The sequence below is a fragment of the Phormidium tenue FACHB-1050 genome, from assembly GCF_014696925.1.
GTDB lineage: Bacteria > Cyanobacteriota > Cyanobacteriia > Pseudanabaenales > Pseudanabaenaceae > Pseudanabaena.
In genome coordinates this window covers 50,775-68,393 of sequence record NZ_JACJQY010000029.1, presented here as the reverse complement: position 1 = coordinate 68,393, position 17,619 = coordinate 50,775, and the positions used below count along the sequence as shown (strand labels likewise).

The window sequence follows — 17,619 nt, the reverse complement described above, 5'->3', positions numbered from 1 at the left end:
TCTCTGTCTCAAGTTCTTCGCTGTAATAACCCAAAATTATTCCTTTTCTTTCTTTGTCTGAGATTATCCTAATTTGCACAAGTTATTTGTTTTTCATTCCTTAGCATGTTTTGCCATCATCCATCCTTGAGCGATCGCATCCATATATTCAGCAGAACGCTCAATATCATAGACTACACTTTTGAGAAGATTCTTTGCAATTAGAGCCAGCCAAAATCTACTCGCCTGAAGTTGAGAAACATAGAAAGCTTCTAACTGAATCTCACCAATAATATTGGTATTAAATCCCGTCACAACATGCCAAATATCATGAGTTTCCGTGATGTGAGCACCCAAAAACTCATAATCATTGCTGCTGGGCTTAATCTGCAAAGGCTTCAGCCCATTCTGCAACATATGGTTAGCATAAGCATAGCCCAGCGTATGACTTGGCATCAGAGCAAGCAATTCTAAATCAACTTCTCCTAGACGAGGATAATTAGCAAAAGCAGCTTTGCCTTGAGGCTCATTGGCGAGAAAATTAATGATAAGTTGCAAACTTTCTAGATCACTAGAAGCTTGAGCAAGGCGATCGATTACACCAAAATCGCCATCAGGCGATCTTACCATCTCCAGAAAAGCCGACAGCAGCAATTCTTCTCTCTGTAGCTTTACTTCTAGCGATTCAGTCATAATAAATTACAAATTTGAGAATCAGTTAACGTTAGCTTTGGTTAGCTCAGCAATTGGAGCGATCGCCTTTAATTTTAACTTCGGATGGTCAGCTTCCACTTGATTTAAGTTCCATTGGTTCTTAAATAGCAAAACAGGACGATTCCAGCTGTCTTTGACCACCATTGTGTTAAACAACCTGCCTACTGCTTCGAGAGCATCCCAGCCATCATCAACCCATCGTGCTACCGAATAGGGCATAGATTCCAGCATCGTTTCGACATTATATTCACTTTGGAGACGATATTGCGCCACCTCAAACTGTAGCTGTCCGACAGCCGCAAGAATGGGATCGCGCTTGGCTTCATCCACGGAATACATGATTTGAATTGCGCCTTCCTCTTGCAACTCCGATATGCCTTTACGGAACTGCTTGAACTTAGAAGGATTTGGATTGCGAAGAGTACAAAATAGCTCTGGCGAAAAGCAGGGAATCCCAGCATATTGGCGTTTTTTACCGAGATAAATCGTGTCACCGATCGCAAACATCCCAGGATTATTCAACCCAATCACATCGCCAGCATAGGCGACATCGATCGCCTCACGATCTTGACCAAATAGCTTTTGAGCATGGGATAACCGAATGTTTTTACCACTTCGCAAATGGGTCACACTCATATCTTTCTCGAACTTGCCAGAGCAAACGCGCACAAAGGCAATGCGATCGCGGTGTCGAGGGTCCATATTTGCTTGCAGCTTAAATACAAACGCCGAGAAATCCTCATCAGTAGGCGACACTTCACCACTAGAGCTATCATGAACCGTAGGAGTCAAGCCACATTCAAGGAAAGATTTTAAGAATAGCTCCACACCAAAATTGGTCATCGCACTACCAAAGAAAATCGGCGTGAGTTTCCCACGATGCAAATCCTGAGTATTCCATTCAGCACCAACAGAATCAAGAACCTCTAAATCCTCTAAAAGCTGATTATAGAGATTTTGACCAATAAATTTAATAGCCTGTGGATCATCAAAAGGATAAATGTTTACCTCAGCTTCTCGCTGTCCATGAGCGCTGCGCTTAAATAGATGCACCGTTTTGCTAGCGCGATCGTACACACCTTTAAACTGATCGCCCGTACCGATCGCCCAATTCATCACATAGGGCGTAATCCCCAATTCTTTCTCGATTTCATCGAGTAGTTCTAGAGGCTCACGGGTGGGGCGATCCATCTTGTTGATGAACGTAAAAATGGGTAGCGATCGCATCCTACAAACTTCAAATAATTTGCGGGTTTGTGGCTCTAACCCCTTTGCGCCATCAACAAGCATCACTGCATTATCGGCAGCAGCAAGGGTACGGTAGGTATCTTCGCTAAAATCTTTGTGACCGGGGGTATCCAGCAAATTAATGCAATAGCCCATATAGTCAAACTGCAACACCGTCGAAGTAATCGAAATCCCGCGTTGCTTTTCTAATTCCATCCAGTCCGAAGTGGCATGACGTTGGGCGGCTCTAGCCTTGACAGCACCCGCAAGGTGAATCGCACCTCCGTATAGCAATAGTTTTTCGGTTAATGTTGTTTTCCCCGCATCGGGGTGGGAAATAATTGCAAAGGTGCGTCGCCGTTCGACTTCGCGCTCTAACTCTTGCCACAGTTGACTCATGGAAATTTTAACGAACTTTTTTAGATTTATGGTTACTGCATCTATTATGCTTACTTTTTAACGCATTAACGCAAATCATCAAAATGCCAGAAATAATCCATGAAAAATTTGAACTGACGGGCGAATATATTACCTTATGCAACTTATTGAAAGTTTGTGGGGTTGCTGATACGGGTGGCGTAGCAAAATTGATGATTATCGATGGTGATGTGGAGGTTGATGGTCTGGTTGAATTACGCAAGGGTTGCAAAATTCGCGCAGGGCAAAGAGTAAGCGGTTATGGTTTCGTGATCGATGTTATGTAGGCTGCGCGAAGCGCAGCCTACACGAGACTACATAAGTCAGCAATTGTGCGAATTGACCACTATTAGCGATCGGGCTAGCATAAATGTATAAATCGGACTTAATACTTTGTTAGCTTAAACATCTGACCACTAGTTATTTTGCCAATCTTTTTCAACATGTGCCGCTAATCGTTGCTTTAGCGGCAGTTTTTGGTTTGCAAATTACCGCCCTAGTTGTTTGGTTAAGAAATCTACTTGATGGCAATCTTGATAGTCAATTAGATCTCAAACCGCAACACTTAAATATCCTGAATATTGAAAATATTAGTGATCCCCTTTTGCTTGTATGCCTAAGCGGCGTAATGCTCGTGATTACAATTGGGATCGTCTTGGTGCGATCAAGTACTATGACTTTACAACGCTTAAAAAAATCAAATCAGGAATTAGAATCCCTTGTCCAAGAAAGAAGCCATGAGCTAGATGCCTCAAAAGCATCGCTACAAAGAAGCAACTTTATTTTATATAGGCGTGAACAGCAACTACGGAAACAGCAAAATGTTTTGTTTGATTTGACTAAAGATAAGGCGATCAACCAAGGTGATTTTATTGTTGCTGTCCAAAATATTACAAGAACAGGAAGTTATGCCTTAAATGTCGAGCGGGTCAGTATTTGGCTCTTCAATAAAAGTAAAACGGTACTACATTGTCTAGACCTATATCAAAAAAGTCTCCATCTGCATACTGAATCTGATGTTTTAACCGCCAAGGAATATCCCAGCTTTTTTTCGGCTCTACTAGAAAACCGCAGTATTGCGATCGAAGATGTGCAAGAGGAGGATATTCTTCAGGAATTAGTCCCCACATATTGTAAGCCATTTGATATTGTTTCAATTCTATTTTCTAGATTTGAAGTTGGTGGTGAAATCATGGGTGTACTTGCTTTTGAACATACCGAGATCGAGCATCTATGGCTAGAGGAAGAAATTAGTTTTGCTAATTCTTTGTCTGATCTGTTGGCTTTAGGAATGGAAGCCCAAGAGCGCCGACGAGCAGAAGAGAGTTTGCGAGTTGAGCAGAAAAAGTCAGAACGCCTCTTGCTAAACGTTTTGCCGCAAGAGATTGCTGAGCGTTTGAAGTCTGTGCAATTAAAAACTAAAGTCCATTTAAAAACTAGTGGCACAATTATTGCGGATTCCTTTGAAGAAGTTACGGTTCTATTTGCTGATATTGTGGACTTTACTGAATATGCAGCTTCTATTTCTGCTAGTGAATTGGTAAACGTCCTCAATGATATTTTTTCTGAGTTCGATCACCTTGTGGAACAGTATGATTTGGAAAAAATCAAAACCATAGGTGATTCCTATATGGTCGTGGGTGGGCTGCCTGTGCCAAGTAAAGATCATGCGGAGGCGATCGCCGAAATGGCTTTACAGATGCAAACAGTGATTCAAAAATTTAAGCGAGCTGATGGTACTGATTTTTCGCTACGGATTGGTATTCATACGGGACATGCGATCGCTGGTGTCATTGGCACTAAGAAATTTATTTACGATCTTTGGGGTGATACAGTTAATGTGGCTAGTCGCATGGAGTCCTACGGTATTGCAGGTTGCATTCAAGTAACTGAAGTGACCTATCAACTTTTGAAAAACAAATATCAACTTGAACAGAGAAGTGCGATTAATATTAAAGGCAAAGGAGAAATGATTACTTATCTACTCAAAGGTCGCATATAGCAACCTTAAATAAATCTTAAAATTAATAACAAGGTGCTTAAGCACCTTGTCTGATAGCGTGACCTTAACTGATTTGAATGTTTAAAATATCGCCCATAGCATTTTATATAACTAAATTATTCAACAAAGTTCCACTTAAATTTGTTTTAGTTGTTCCGTTTGTAATTCAGATTTGTCTAGCTACAGGAACAGTTGGGCTATTCACCTTTTATAATGGGCAGCAAAGAGTAAATGCGATCGCCGAAAGTTTAAGCAGTGAAATAGGCGAACGCATTAGTACAGAGCTTAATCACCATTTACATTTGACACCGCAAAATAATCAGGCAGACAATCAGGCAAATATTGATGTTATTAGTATATTTCTACGGGGATTGAAATATGGAAATAATGGGCGTTTTTTTGTAATTGAGCGATCGGGTTTAGTCGTTGGATCTTCTACTTCAGAATCAAATTTGCTGCTTGTTGATGGCAAGCCTCAGCGACTAAATATTCTAGATAGTAAAGATGCTCTATCGCAAATAGCAGCCAAATATTTATTAAAAATGTACGGCAGATTTGATGCAATTCAAGGATCTGAACATGTAGAAGCCATATTAGGAGGGGAAGATCATTTTATTCGTGTCCAAAATTGGCAAGATGACTCTGGACGAGATTGGTTAATTATCATTGTTGTACCTGCTTCCCAATTCACTGGCTCCGATCAAAACTACACCCAAACGATGATTTTGCTATGTTGGGCAGTATTAGCGATCGCCATTTTGATCGGAATGATTACAGCCCGATCAATTAGCACACCTCTACGCAAACTCAGTGAAGCTTCACAGGCGATTAGTGACGGTAAGATTGATACTAGAGTCAAATTAGAAGGAACTAGTGAGATTAAAACTCTTTCCGAATCATTTAATACGATGGCTGAAATGATTACCAACTCATTTCTAAATCTAGAAAGAGCAAATCAAGAATTAGAATTACGGGTTCAAGAAAGAACTCATGAATTAAATGCCTCAAAAGCTTCTCTCCAACGCACTAATTTTTTGCTAAGCCGTCGTGAGAGTCTACTTCTCAAGCAGCAAGATATTCTATTTAGCTTAACTAAAGACAAATCAATTAATCAAGGGAATTTTATTGATGTTGTGCAAAATATTACCCGTACAGGTAGCCATGCTTTAAATGTTGAGCGAGTGAGTATTTGGCTGTTTGATAAGACCCAAACCCTGTTGCATTGTCTTGATTTATATATTAAAAGTATGAATATTCATACGGAGGTAGATTTTTTAACTTCTCAGAATTATCCTAAGTTTTTTGCTGTTCTTCGATCAAAACATGTGATTGCGGTAGAAGATGTTCAAGAAGAAGAATGCTTACAAGAACTAATTGATTCGCATTTTAAGGCTTCGGGAACTGTATCTTTATTAATTAAATCCTTTGAAGTCGATGGTCAAGTAACAGGGGTCATTATGTTCGAGCATATTGATGTAGAGCGTTTATGGCTACCTGAAGAAGATAGTTTTGCTAGTTCTTTGGCTGATTTATTATCTTTGGGCATGGAGTCTCAAGAGCGTCAGCGTGCTGAAGAGAAGTTGCGAATTGAGCAGATGAAATCAGAACGTTTATTGTTAAATGTTCTGCCTCAGGAGATTGTGGAGCGATTGAAATTGTCACAATCAAAAGCGGTAGCCAATAAGGTTGCTGAAACATATTCTGCCCAGATGCTTAATCAGACTATAGATCCGATGTTAGATAATCTGGACAATGGTGTAAATGGGGCGATAGTTGCTGATGCCTTTGATGAAGTTACGGTTTTATTTGCAGATATTGTCAATTTTACGGAGTATGCGTCGGCTATTTCGGCAAGTGATTTGGTCAACTGCCTAAACGATATTTTTTCGGAATTTGATCGCCTTGTGGATTTGTATGATTTAGAAAAGATTAAAACCATTGGTGATGCTTATATGGCGGTGGGTGGACTGCCCTTACCCAGTAAAGATCATGCAGAGGCGATCGCCGAAATGGCTCTGGAGATGCAAGTATCGATTCAGAAATTTAAGCGTTTAGATGGTAGTCCATTTTTACTGCGGATCGGTATTCATACGGGACAGGCGATCGCGGGGGTAATCGGCACGAAAAAATTTATTTATGACCTGTGGGGCGATACGGTTAATGTGGCAAGTCGGATGGAGTCCCATGGCGTTGCTGGCTGTATTCAAGTAACGGAAGCGACCTATCAAATCTTAAAAAACAAATATCAACTTGAACAAAGAAAAGCAATTGAGATCAAAGGCAAAGGACAAATGATCACTTATATACTTAAAGGACGAATTGAAATTTAGCAAAATGTCATAGTAGGAGCAGGTAATAAATTACTCCCACCTGCCGTCAAGATAAATTGGTTATCCATGATGTTGAAAATCTCCTATACACCTAAGTTATTTAAAAATATTCCGTTAACGCTGATTTTAGTTGTCCCTTTTGTGGTGCAGATTGTTATAACGGTTGGGGTTGTTGGAATTTTCTCTTTTCGGAATGGACAGCAAGCTGTTGGGGAACTCGCAACCCAATTAAGTGGAGAGATGAGCGATCGCATTAGTGTAAAACTTGATAATTATTTACGAGTACCACCGCAGATCAATCAAACTAATGTGGATGCCGTAAGGTTAGGTATGCTCAATTTAAAGAATTTTCAGCAAGTAGGAGCTTTCTTTTGGACGCAGATCAATCTATATAAAGTTGGCTATATTAACTTTGCCTTTGATAACCAAGAGTTTATTGGTGTTGAACGTAAAGATAATGGACAAATAGTCATTAACGAGACAACTTTAGCGAGAGGGATTACCAAAACAGCTAGTTTCTCATCAGACCAAGAAGGCAATCGCCAACAATTGCAAGAGGTCATCGAAACGGATGAGGATGTCCGAGAGGAGGGCTGGTACGCAGATGCGATAAAGGCAGGCAAACCTACTTGGACAAAAATTTATCAATGGGTTGATCGTCCCGAAGTCTTATCAATTTCCCATAGTTATCCACTGTATGACCGCGATCGCAAAATCATTGGAGTGCTAGGTGTTGACTTCATTCTCACGCAATTGAATTCCTTTTTAAATGAGCTAAAATCAGATCAATCAGGACGTATTTTTATTATTGAGCGTTCAGGGCTAGTTGTCGGATCGTCTAGTGGTGAAAAAACATTTTCAATTGTTAATGGAAACCCACAACGTCTAAATATTCTAAATAGTAGCGATCCGTTATCAAGAGCGACTGCTCGCTATCTAATTAGTGAGTTTGGTGGGTTTAATTCGATTCAGGATAAAGAACAATTAGAACCAAATTTTGAAGGGATAAAACATTTCATTCAAGTACAGTCTTGGCGCGATCGCGATGGACTAGATTGGTTGATTGTGGTGGTGCTGCCCGAATCTAGTTTTATGTCACAAATTAATCATCGCCAACAAATAACGATCTTGTTTAGTCTGGCGGCGTTAGGTTTAGCGATCTTGATTGGCATGATGACAGCACGTTATATTACGGAACCATTGCTCAAATTAAGTGGTGCTTCTCAAGCGATCGCTAATGGTGATTTGGACTCTAGGGTGTCGGTACAAGGCACAAGCGAAGTCAAAGTTTTATCTGAGTCATTTAATCGGATGGCGGAAATGCTGACAGAATCCTTTAATCGTCTTGCAAAAGCCAATACTGAATTAGAGTCACGAGTTCAAGAAAGAACTAGTGAACTAGCCGATTCTCAGTTATTGCTGCAACGGAATAATTTTTTGTTGCAACGTCGCGAACAACAACTGCGCCGACAACAAAAGATCTTGATTGATCTCACTAAAAATAAAGCTCTCAACTTGGGGGACTTTATTATAGCGGTGCAGAATATTACCGAAACCGCTAGTCAGACTCTAGATGTTGAGCGCGTGAGTGTCTGGCTATTTGACAATACGAAAACTAGATTACATTGTCTCGATCTTTACGTAAAAAGTAGTAAAACCCATAATGAAGCTGATTTTCTGGGAACAGATAAATTTCCAAGTTTTTTTGCAGCGCTCCAAGAAAATCGTAGCTTGATGATAGAAGATGTTGAAGATGAAGAAATATTGATCGAGCTACGACCAGACTATCTCAGACCTCTTGGTATTGTATCTCTATTAATATCGTCCTTTGACATTGGCGGGGAAACCATTGGGCTTTTGATGTTTGAACAAATTGGTACAGAGCGTTTTTGGTTGCTTGAGGAAATCAGCTTTGCTAGTTCTTTGTCAGAGTTATTGTCTTTAGGAATGGAAGCTCAAGAACGCCGACGTGCCGAGGATGATTTAAAGGTTGAAAAAATGCGTTCAGAGCGTCTACTACTCAATGTTTTACCAAAGGCGATCGCGGAGCGGTTGAAGTCTTCTCCGATCTATACGCCTACCAGTATTCCGATTAAAAGTACTTCTGAAATATTCACAAATTCCACCCTCTCCAAATTAAAACCTAGTGGCACGATTGTTGCCGACACCTTTGAAGAAGTAACAGTTCTATTTGGAGACATCGTATCATTTACAGAGTTTGCATCTTCAGTATCAGCTAATGAACTCGTCCATATGCTCAATGAGATATTTTCTGAATTTGATCGCTTAGTTGATTTCTATGGTTTAGAGAAAATCAAAACGATTGGAGATTCTTATATGGCGGTAGGTGGTTTGCCTGTGCCACGCTCCGATCACGCGGAAGCAGTTGCCTCCATGGCTCTAGACATGCAACAGTCAATTAGCAAATTTATCCGTCCTGATGGCAGTCCTTTTAATTTGCGGATTGGTATTCATACTGGACAGGCTGTTGCAGGCGTAATTGGTAAGAAAAAATTTATTTATGATCTGTGGGGTGATACGGTGAATATTGCTAGTCGTATGGAGTCGCATGGGATTGCGGGTTGCATTCAAGTTACGGAAGTAACCTATCAAGTTTTAAAGGATAAGTTCCAATTTGCTCCTCAGAAAAAGATTGAGATCAAAGGTAAAGGGGAAATGATTACTTATTTCTTAATAGGAAAGCAGTAACCAGCCAGCCCTGCACTCAAGTGCGGGCTAAAAGCTCAAACCCGTTGAAACGGGTTAATTAACAGCATTATGTAGTCCACTTCAGTGGACTTGAGCTTTAAACCAAGAACTTGAGTTCTTGGCTTACTACTATTTGACATCACAATCTGCTTTAGCATTAACTATAAATTTACAATTTTTAGATAACCTACATGTTAGAAAACATAGATAAAGAATCAACATCACAACACGATCGCTGGATGCAATGCTGTATAGATTTAGCGAAAAAGGCGCGAGGACAAACTGCCCCAAATCCGATGGTGGGAAGTGTAATTGTCAAAAATGGACAGATATTAGGCGAAGGCTTCCATCCTAAGGCAGGGGAACCTCACGCAGAGGTATTCGCAATTCGCGCCGCGCAACAAACGGGTGAGGATCTACAAGATGCTACTTTATACGTCAATCTAGAGCCTTGTAATCATTACGGACGCACGCCGCCTTGTTCTGAAGCTATTATCAAAGCAGGAATTGGCGAGGTGGTCATTGGGGCGATCGATGCTAATCCACAAGTATCTGGAACTGGTCGCGATCGCTTGTTGGCGGCAGGGGTGAAAGTTACTACAGGTGTTTTAGAACAGCAATGTCTAGAACTCAATGAAGCATTCTTCCATCGCATGAAAACGAATTTGCCCTTTGGCATTTTTAAATATGCGATGACTCTTGATGGCAAAATTGCGACAACTTCAGGGCATAGCTATTGGATTACTGGTTCAGAGGCTCGGCATGTAGTGCATGACCTACGTGTGGGATGTGATGCAATTATTACGGGTGGCAATACTGTTAGGCTCGATAATCCCCATTTAAATACCCATGGATTGAGTGTGCATTCTCCTTTGCGAGTAGTAGTTACTCAAAGCTGCGATCTGCCTGATGAAGCTAGTTTATGGAAAGTTACAGATACCGAAAAAACTTTGCTAATCACTTTACCTAATATTAATCCTCAACTAAAGCAAAAACTACGCGATCGCCAAGTTGAAGTTCTTGAATTAGATGATATATCTCCTGAAGTCGTGATGCAAGAATTGGGTAAGCGTGGCTGCAATACAGTTTTATGGGAATGTGGAGGGCGTTTAGGTGCGGCTGCTATTAAGGCTAAAATGGTACAAAAAGTTTATGCTTTTATAGCGCCTAAGTTAATTGGGGGATTTACAGCTCCTAGTCCTATTGATGATCTAGGATTAATGATGATGACTGATGCGATGAGTCTAGAGCGATCGCAATTTCAACAAATTGGTACAGACTTCTTAATTACTGGCTATCTACAATGAATGACAAAACACCTCGTATTAGTCTTCCACCTGACCTAAGAAAATATGTTTTTGAGAGGAATAATTATCAATGTCAAAGCTGCCACAAAATCGACCTTACTGCTAAAAACTTACAAGTCGATCATATTATTCCCCTCGCGCAAGGTGGAGCTAATGACTTGAGTAATCTTCAAACTCTTTGTGCAAAATGTAATCGAGAGAAAAGTGCCAAACTTGATCCACGCTTTCGGAGATTGTATAGCGATTAAAACAAAAGCGGCGCATTGCGCCGCTTTGTTTAGACTGGTTGAAAATAGAATGCAAATCCTAGAATTGCGTATGTCGCTACTAGCAAAGAGCCTTCTAGCCAATTCGATCGCCCATCGGAACTAATCGAGTTGGCAATCAGTACTGCTACCGCAACCGCCACTAACTCAAAGGGATTAAAGTTTAAATCCATTGGTTGCCCCATAAACCAACCAATAATCACCAGCAACGGTGCAACAAATAGCGCGATTTGCATACTTGAACCCACGGCAACCGATACCGATAGTTCCATTTTGTTCTTCATCGCTACCGTAATCGCTGTTGTATGTTCGGCAGCATTACCGATGATTGGTAATAGGATTACCCCAGTAAATAGTTCTGTTAGTCCGAGTTGAGCAGTTGCTTCTTCTAAAGTTCCTACTAAAAGCTCAGATTCTAAAGCAACTAACAAAGTCACACCAAGTAGAACGGAAATCCACAATTTAAGATTGATTTCCTGTGGATGCCCTTCCTTCTCCTCAGCATCATCTGCTTCTGATTTGCCCACATCATAGAGATAGGCATGAGTTTTCATCGAGAAGAGGAGCGTTAAACAATAAACAACGATCAGCACGATCGCCACTGAGATCGATAGGTTTTGTAAAATTTCTTCACTGATCCCCGCAGTTGTAAAATTTGCAGCCGTTGGTAACAAAATTGCAATTACAGCTAAATTCATGACAGAAGCATTTAATCTCGCCATAGTTGGCTGAAATTCCTGTTCTTTATAACGTAGTCCACCCAAAAACATGGACAAACCCATCACCAGCAACAGGTTGCCAATAATTGAACCCGTGATACTAGCTTTGACCACGCCAGTAAATCCTGCATTCAGAGCCACGATCGCTATGATTAGCTCCGTTGCATTACCAAAAGTCGCATTTAACAAACCGCCCCATGAAGGCCCCAAAACTACCGAGATTTCCTCAGTTGCCGTGCTAAGCCAACCTGCTAAGGGCAAAATTGCGATCGCTGAGGTCACAAACACCAGTGTCGAATTCCATCCTAGCAAGTGACCAATGACCGATATCGGTACAAACGCAAGCAAACCATAGGAGAAGATTTTCTTAAACATATTCAGCCGTTGTAGCGTCAAGGCTAAATATACCAACAAAACCCCAAAAAGTTAGGGTTGGTTGCGAAGTAACCGACCCTAACTTTTTGGGGTTAATTTTTTCTAAGCATTATGACGGTTGCGATAAAATGTTTTAGCAACTCAATACTTGACTGCCGCTCAACAGGAATCCTTTATGACTGAACTTACTGCCGAACAACATCGCACCAAGATGCAACGCCGCCAAGAGGTACAACATCAGCGAGTCGCAGAGCGTAAACTCGAAAAAGGGCTGATTATTATCAACACTGGTGATGGCAAGGGTAAAACTACAGCCGCTTTGGGGATGGTATTGCGATCGCTAGGGCATGGATATAAAGTTGCGATCGTCCAATTTATCAAAGGTGCATGGGAACCTGCGGAAAAGAAAGTATTTGAAATGTGGCAAGATCAACTCGTTTTTCAGGCTTTGGGTGAAGGATTTACATGGGAGACCCAAGACCGCGATCGCGATATCGCAAAAACTAAAGAAGCTTGGGAAGTAGGACTGGGCTATATCAAAAATCCTGAATACAAACTAGTTTTGCTAGACGAGGTAAATATTGCTCTCAAACTCGGCTATCTTGATGTGGAAACGGTGATTACTGGTTTAAAAGAGAAACCTGCTGATTCCCATGTGATTCTCACTGGTCGTGGCGCTCCTGCCGAACTAATTGAAGTTGCTGACTTAGTAACAAGAATGGAACTTGTCAAACATCCTTTTAGAGAGCAAGGTGTTAAAGCTCAAGCAGGAATAGAGTTTTAGAAAGAGTGCTTTGCACTCTTTCTAAAGTGGTTTCTTATTTAAAATTTACCCCACCCTAACCCCCCCCTTGCAAAGGGGAGGGAATAAGATTTCTAGTTTTCCCCCTTTGCAAGGGGGAATTAAAGGGGGTAAGTCCGACTCAAATCATTCAAACAATAAAAAATATGTCGAAAATTGGTGTTGGTATTATTGGAACAGGATTTGGTCAGATTATCCATATTCCTGCTCTACAAATTCATCCTGATACAGAAGTTGTGGCGGTATACCATCGCGATCGCCTCAAAGCTCAGCAAATAGCTGATAAATTTAATATTCCTCATGCTTGCGATCGCCTTGAAGATTTACTTGCACTGCAACAAGTCCAAGCTGTCACCATCTCCACACCGCCAAGTTTTCATTATGAACAAGCAAAAACCGCGATCGAAGCTGGCAAGCATATTTTGCTAGAAAAGCCTGTGACCATGAATTTTCAAGAAGCGATCGCACTTTATCGTCTTGCTCAAGAACGACAAGTGATCACTGCTACCGACTTTGAATTTCGTTGTGTCCCGCAATGGCAATATTTCAAACATCTCCTAGATCAGAATCATGTGGGCAAAAAAAGACTGATTCAAATCGATTGGCTAGTGCAAGGACGTGCCGATCCTAAGCGGGTTTGGAATTGGTATAGTCAAAAAGCTTTTGGTGGTGGTGCATTAGGTGCGATCGGTTCCCATGCCTTTGATTATGTACGTTGGCTATTTGGCGATATCAAAAGTCTCTCAGGTCAACTCAGCACAGGCATTACTGAACGTCCCGATGCAGACGGTGTTATGCGTCCCGTCGATGCTGACGACACCTGTAACATTCTTCTAGAACTTGCCGATGGAACTCCCTGCAATATTTCCCTTAGTACTGTCACCTATCGCGGTCGTGGGCATTGGCTGACGGTTTACGGTGAAAACGGAACCCTTGTACTGGGTAGCTCCAATCAATCGGATTATGTTCATGGCTTCAGTTTGCGACAGGGCAAAATTGATCGCACCGACATGGAAATCCTACCAATTCCAACCGAATATGAACTTCCAAAAACCTATACTGATGGTCGCCTTGCGCCTGTGCTAGCCATATGCGATCGCTGGGTCAAGTCAATTCAAACTGGTCAACCGATGACCCCGAGTCTTTATGAAGGTGCATGGTCACAGTTGCTCATGGATTTAACTCAAGAGTCTCACCAGCAAAAAAAATGGATGAATGTACCTTTGTCTATCTAAACTGACGAGAGTTCGATATCGCCATTTGTGGCGTGCGAAGCACGCCGCAAATGGCAGACAATGGCGTTAACCTGATGTTACAGGCAGCAATTCTAATTATAAAAATCGATTGTTTGAAAGTCCGCCGTTGGCGGGCTTTCAAACAATCGATTTAGGTATTTCCAGCGCCGAAGGCGCTGGAAATACCTAAATATAAGAATTGCTGTGTTACAGGAATGAAGATTGTTAAACATTCCTTAATGCATGATTAGCAACAAATCAAGGCAAATCAATCTATGATTTTAGTCAACCTGTAGACTGATGTGTTATGCAAACAAATCGTAAACCTTATACACAATCACAGATTTCCGCTTGGTTACGCGGACTCATGAGCGTAGCCCTTGCAGATAATGATTACAGTGAACAAGAGCGTACCCTTTTCGATCAAATTAGCCATAGTGACGAATGGGGAGAAGAAATAACAATTTCTAATTTTGAACCAATTAGTGCTCAAGAATTGGTTGACGCATTGGGTAGCGATCGCGAGGTAGGCGAAAACTTCTTGCGAATGGCTGTGATGATGGCTCTTGCCGATGGTCAATATACAGATACTGAAGATCAGGTCATCCAAGGATTTTGCAAGGCGCTCAACCAAGAAGTAAAACCCATTAACGATTTACGTAAAAACCTAGAAGCTAACTCTCACCACGAAGAACATCACCCCAGTGTATTAGAGCCTGTTAAAGAATGGCTTGATCATATGGATATTCATGATTCACGCCTTGCTAATTTAATCTGTAAGGTTGTTCCTGCACAATGCCCTTTTGAGCGTGATATTGTCTTGTTCGGACGCAAAATTATGCATATACCTGCAATGTGCGAGATTAATCCTCTATATGATCAATTAGTGGGATTGCGGTTTAGATCGCTAAGTTATCTCGCTGATAAAGGTGAAGATGTCTCAAAATATTGTTAGTAATAGGGGCGCAAAGCGCCCTTATTACTTTTTTGGAAGAAAGCGGAAAACGTTATAGTATTTACTGGTTTCATAAGCAGCCCCACTAAAACAATGCCCAGAGAACTAAAAAATTCCAAAAAAGAAGACGACAACAGTGATGTCTCGCCCAATGTCTTGCGCGTTGTTTTAGCATTTCGGCGGTGGGGCTGGACTGCTTTTTGGACACAAGTCGTTTTATGTGTAGTTTCTTCGGTTGTCTTACTGCAACTTTTCTTGTTTCCTAGGGCTGGACAAGTAGTTAGTCCCACAGGATTGGATACTAGTCCTGCGACATTACCAGGACTGAGCTTTGCTTGGGCAGGTGTGGCTGTATTAGGTGCAAGTATTTTTTGGAATTATCGTTATACGCAAATGGCAAAAAAGCTGCGATCGCCTGATCGTCCAACTAAAAGCCAAACTGTATTTCAAATCAAAATTGGATTGATTATTAATCTGATTGGAATGTTTGTTACTTTACTGGGAGCCTTTGCGATTATCGGTGCTTTAACACTAAGAGCAGGACAAGGACAAGCAATATTACCTGGTGCAGGCAGCTTTAACTCCGTAATTCAGCCCCTCGACTTTCAAATTATTCAAGCTAGTTTCAATATTATCTTTGCTCACTTTGTTGGTTTGGTCTGCTCTTTATGGCTACTAAACAAAGCCACCGATAAACCTAATCGCGAATAAAAGTTTATTGGTATTTACTATAAAATAAGAGCCTTTTTATTTATATCAGCACGATGATCATGGCATCAATGAAGTTTGGCAAACATGAATAAATTATATTCACTTATCTTGATAATTATTGGTGTGATAGGTCTATTTTGCACAATTTTTTATACAATTAATTTACTTTTATTATCTGTATTTACTGGAAAAAATTTATTCCTAATATTAGCGATATTGTTACCACTTATAGTGGCTCCAAGTTGTGTTTGCTTAATCAGATTTGGTCATAGACTAGAAAAAGACGATTAAGATAAATTTTCTTTTTCTCTCAAAGCATATTACAGCAGCAAAACCCAAGAAGAGAATGGCGGCGCTTCGCGCCGCCATTCTCTTCTTGGGTTTTATGTCCTCATACATTTAATCACCAGATGCGAGATCGCTGCCCCATTCTAGAGTTATAGCAATGTAAGAGATAGCTCGGACAAAAATCAAAACCCAAAAGATGAGTGGCGGCGCGAAGCGCCGCCACTCATCTTTTGGGTTCAATGTCCTAAGCAAAACTTACATTGCTATAGAAGCTACTGAAATAATACCAATTCCCGAAAGTGTGGCTACACTTTCGGGAATTAAAAACTAAACCCAGTAAGGGTTTTAAAATCACAAAATGGCGTAGCCATTTTGTGATTTGGTATAACTCTCCAAATAGTAATTCGCTTAATCCGCAATTCGCATTTTTATTCGCGATAGAATATATAAAGAAATGTAAAGAATGGCAAAAACGATGGAGTGGAAGCAAATCGAAGATAACTGGGTATTAACACCACCCAAACCCAAGGGCGTAATTCACTTTTTGGGTGGAGCATTTTTTGCGGCGGCTCCCCATGTTGCCTATGGTCGAGTCCTAGAGCAACTTGCTAAAAATGATTATGCGATCGTGGCTACGCCATTTTTAAATAACACCTTCGATCATCGTCAAATTGCTCGCGAAGTCCACACCTCATTTCGCAAGGTACGCAGCAAACTATTTCTCGATTATTTCCCCGTATTTGGTATGGGACATAGCATGGGCTGCAAAATCCATCTATTAATTAATTGCCTGTACAAGCCTACCCGTGCTGGCAACATCTACATTGCCTACAACAACTACAGCGCCGATCGCTCAATTCCGTTCTTCAAAGAACTAGCTGGCAAGATTCCCGAAATGTCGTCAATGGATTTCACCCCCACACCCAAGGAAACTGAACAGCTTATTAATGCCAACTATCAGACCGCAAATAATTTATTAGTCAAATTTGTGGACGATGGTATTGATGAAATTTCCATCCTTGCTCAACTACTCAAACAAAAATTCCCTAAAACTATCAGCTTGCAAACCCTCGAAGGCACTCATCTCACATCTATGGGGCTGGATGTGAAATGGCAAGCAGGTTCTAGTTTTTCGGCGATCGATGCGATCGCGCAATGGGTTAAGCAAGAAATGCACAAAAATAATCAGAGCTTAGAACTAGTCTTACTAGCATGGCTGACACAGCAAATCGTCTAAAAAAGTAGGGGTGCTTTGCACCCCTACTTTTTTTAGCAATAATAGCAATGAGTAAAAATACTCTATTTAAATCAATAGATAAGCTAACAACAAAGTCAGATCAAAATCAATTGATTTTGTATTTATATATAAGTCATTAGGATTTCTAATATTGTTTTAATCTTATTAAAATTCCTAACTATTCATATTAGTTTTTGTGTTGGTATGTATCAGCCGATCACTAAAATAGATTGCGAGATTGCTATTTTTCTTAACATAAACTTATAACTAGACTTATCCACAAATCCTTATTAATCAAGGTTTTGGGGTTGTTGGTTTAGGAATATCTCGCAAAAACAAGTACTAG

The 17,619-nt window shown here is 40.7% G+C and carries 14 protein-coding genes; 11 read left to right on the top strand and 3 right to left on the bottom strand.

What is annotated here, in order from left to right:
* Positions 1-93 precede the first annotated feature (93 nt).
* Positions 94-672 (bottom strand): Coq4 family protein, encoded by a 579-nt coding sequence (locus tag H6G05_RS16730; RefSeq protein ID WP_190579521.1) that lies wholly within the window; start codon positions 670-672, stop codon positions 94-96.
* Positions 673-693: 21 nt separating this feature from the next.
* A complete protein-coding gene (locus tag H6G05_RS16725) occupies positions 694-2,319 on the bottom strand; it encodes a peptide chain release factor 3 (protein ID WP_190579520.1) in 1,626 nt (541 codons plus the stop codon).
* An 83-nt stretch (positions 2,320-2,402) separates the two neighbouring features.
* On the opposite strand from H6G05_RS16725, the gene H6G05_RS16720 reads away from it, so the two are divergent.
* The 6 genes from H6G05_RS16720 (at position 2,403) to H6G05_RS16695 (ending at position 10,933) form a co-directional block, all read left to right on the top strand.
* Positions 2,403-2,624, top strand: coding sequence for an RNA-binding S4 domain-containing protein (locus H6G05_RS16720; protein ID WP_190579518.1), 222 nt, complete (start codon positions 2,403-2,405; stop codon positions 2,622-2,624).
* 158 nt (positions 2,625-2,782) lie between these two features.
* On the top strand, positions 2,783-4,339 hold the full coding sequence (locus H6G05_RS25400; protein ID WP_339383091.1) for an adenylate/guanylate cyclase domain-containing protein: 1,557 nt from the start codon (positions 2,783-2,785) through the stop codon (positions 4,337-4,339).
* A gap of 77 nt (positions 4,340-4,416) precedes the next feature.
* Complete coding sequence (locus tag H6G05_RS16710; protein WP_190579515.1) at positions 4,417-6,669, top strand: adenylate/guanylate cyclase domain-containing protein; 2,253 nt, start codon at positions 4,417-4,419, stop codon at positions 6,667-6,669.
* Positions 6,670-6,735: 66 nt separating this feature from the next.
* The gene (locus tag H6G05_RS16705) at positions 6,736-9,378 is read left to right on the top strand and encodes an adenylate/guanylate cyclase domain-containing protein (protein ID WP_190579513.1); all 2,643 of its coding nucleotides are present in this window, start codon (positions 6,736-6,738) and stop codon (positions 9,376-9,378) included.
* 191 nt (positions 9,379-9,569) lie between these two features.
* Positions 9,570-10,685, top strand: a complete 1,116-nt coding sequence (gene ribD / locus H6G05_RS16700) for a bifunctional diaminohydroxyphosphoribosylaminopyrimidine deaminase/5-amino-6-(5-phosphoribosylamino)uracil reductase RibD (RefSeq protein ID WP_190579511.1) — start codon at positions 9,570-9,572, stop codon at positions 10,683-10,685.
* Positions 10,682-10,933 carry an HNH endonuclease gene (locus H6G05_RS16695; RefSeq protein ID WP_190579509.1) on the top strand — a complete coding sequence of 84 codons (252 nt, stop codon included), beginning with the start codon at positions 10,682-10,684 and terminating at the stop codon, positions 10,931-10,933. Before ribD ends, H6G05_RS16695 begins: the two co-directional genes overlap by 4 nt.
* A 29-nt stretch (positions 10,934-10,962) precedes the next feature.
* Here H6G05_RS16695 and cax read toward each other — a convergent pair whose 3' ends face one another.
* Entirely contained in the window at positions 10,963-12,045 is a 1,083-nt protein-coding gene (gene cax / locus H6G05_RS16690) for a calcium/proton exchanger (RefSeq protein WP_190579507.1), read from the bottom strand.
* Between the two features lie 175 nt (positions 12,046-12,220).
* Between cax and cobO the strand changes: the two genes are divergently transcribed.
* From cobO to H6G05_RS16665, 5 genes are all read left to right on the top strand, one after another.
* On the top strand, positions 12,221-12,829 hold the full coding sequence (gene cobO / locus H6G05_RS16685) for a cob(I)yrinic acid a,c-diamide adenosyltransferase (RefSeq protein WP_190579505.1): 609 nt from the start codon (positions 12,221-12,223) through the stop codon (positions 12,827-12,829).
* Between the two features lie 164 nt (positions 12,830-12,993).
* Positions 12,994-14,082, top strand: a complete 1,089-nt coding sequence (locus tag H6G05_RS16680) for a Gfo/Idh/MocA family protein (RefSeq protein ID WP_190579503.1) — start codon at positions 12,994-12,996, stop codon at positions 14,080-14,082.
* Positions 14,083-14,389: 307 nt separating this feature from the next.
* Positions 14,390-15,037, top strand: coding sequence for a Mo-dependent nitrogenase C-terminal domain-containing protein (locus tag H6G05_RS16675; RefSeq protein ID WP_190579501.1), 648 nt, complete (start codon positions 14,390-14,392; stop codon positions 15,035-15,037).
* Positions 15,038-15,130: 93 nt separating this feature from the next.
* On the top strand, positions 15,131-15,748 hold the full coding sequence (locus tag H6G05_RS16670; RefSeq protein WP_190579499.1) for a DUF3611 family protein: 618 nt from the start codon (positions 15,131-15,133) through the stop codon (positions 15,746-15,748).
* 751 nt (positions 15,749-16,499) lie between these two features.
* Positions 16,500-17,273: a DUF1350 family protein gene (locus tag H6G05_RS16665; protein ID WP_242025584.1), complete on the top strand. Its 774-nt coding sequence runs from the start codon at positions 16,500-16,502 to the stop codon at positions 17,271-17,273.
* Positions 17,274-17,619: the final 346 nt, after the last annotated feature.

Excerpts from the sequence above, each read along its gene's own strand:
- H6G05_RS16730 (WP_190579521.1), bottom strand. The coding sequence starts at position 672 with ATGACTGAATCGCTAGAAGTAAAGCTACAGAGAGAAGAATTGCTGCTG.
- H6G05_RS16725 (WP_190579520.1), bottom strand. The coding sequence starts at position 2,319 with ATGAGTCAACTGTGGCAAGAGTTAGAGCGCGAAGTCGAACGGCGACGC.
- H6G05_RS16720 (WP_190579518.1), top strand. The coding sequence starts at position 2,403 with ATGCCAGAAATAATCCATGAAAAATTTGAACTGACGGGCGAATATATT.
- H6G05_RS16710 (WP_190579515.1), top strand. The coding sequence starts at position 4,417 with ATGTTTAAAATATCGCCCATAGCATTTTATATAACTAAATTATTCAAC.
- H6G05_RS16705 (WP_190579513.1), top strand. The coding sequence starts at position 6,736 with ATGATGTTGAAAATCTCCTATACACCTAAGTTATTTAAAAATATTCCG.
- ribD (WP_190579511.1), top strand. The coding sequence starts at position 9,570 with ATGTTAGAAAACATAGATAAAGAATCAACATCACAACACGATCGCTGG.
- H6G05_RS16695 (WP_190579509.1), top strand. The coding sequence starts at position 10,682 with ATGAATGACAAAACACCTCGTATTAGTCTTCCACCTGACCTAAGAAAA.
- cax (WP_190579507.1), bottom strand. The coding sequence starts at position 12,045 with ATGTTTAAGAAAATCTTCTCCTATGGTTTGCTTGCGTTTGTACCGATA.
- cobO (WP_190579505.1), top strand. The coding sequence starts at position 12,221 with ATGACTGAACTTACTGCCGAACAACATCGCACCAAGATGCAACGCCGC.
- H6G05_RS16680 (WP_190579503.1), top strand. The coding sequence starts at position 12,994 with ATGTCGAAAATTGGTGTTGGTATTATTGGAACAGGATTTGGTCAGATT.
- H6G05_RS16675 (WP_190579501.1), top strand. The coding sequence starts at position 14,390 with ATGCAAACAAATCGTAAACCTTATACACAATCACAGATTTCCGCTTGG.
- H6G05_RS16670 (WP_190579499.1), top strand. The coding sequence starts at position 15,131 with ATGCCCAGAGAACTAAAAAATTCCAAAAAAGAAGACGACAACAGTGAT.
- H6G05_RS16665 (WP_242025584.1), top strand. The coding sequence starts at position 16,500 with ATGGCAAAAACGATGGAGTGGAAGCAAATCGAAGATAACTGGGTATTA.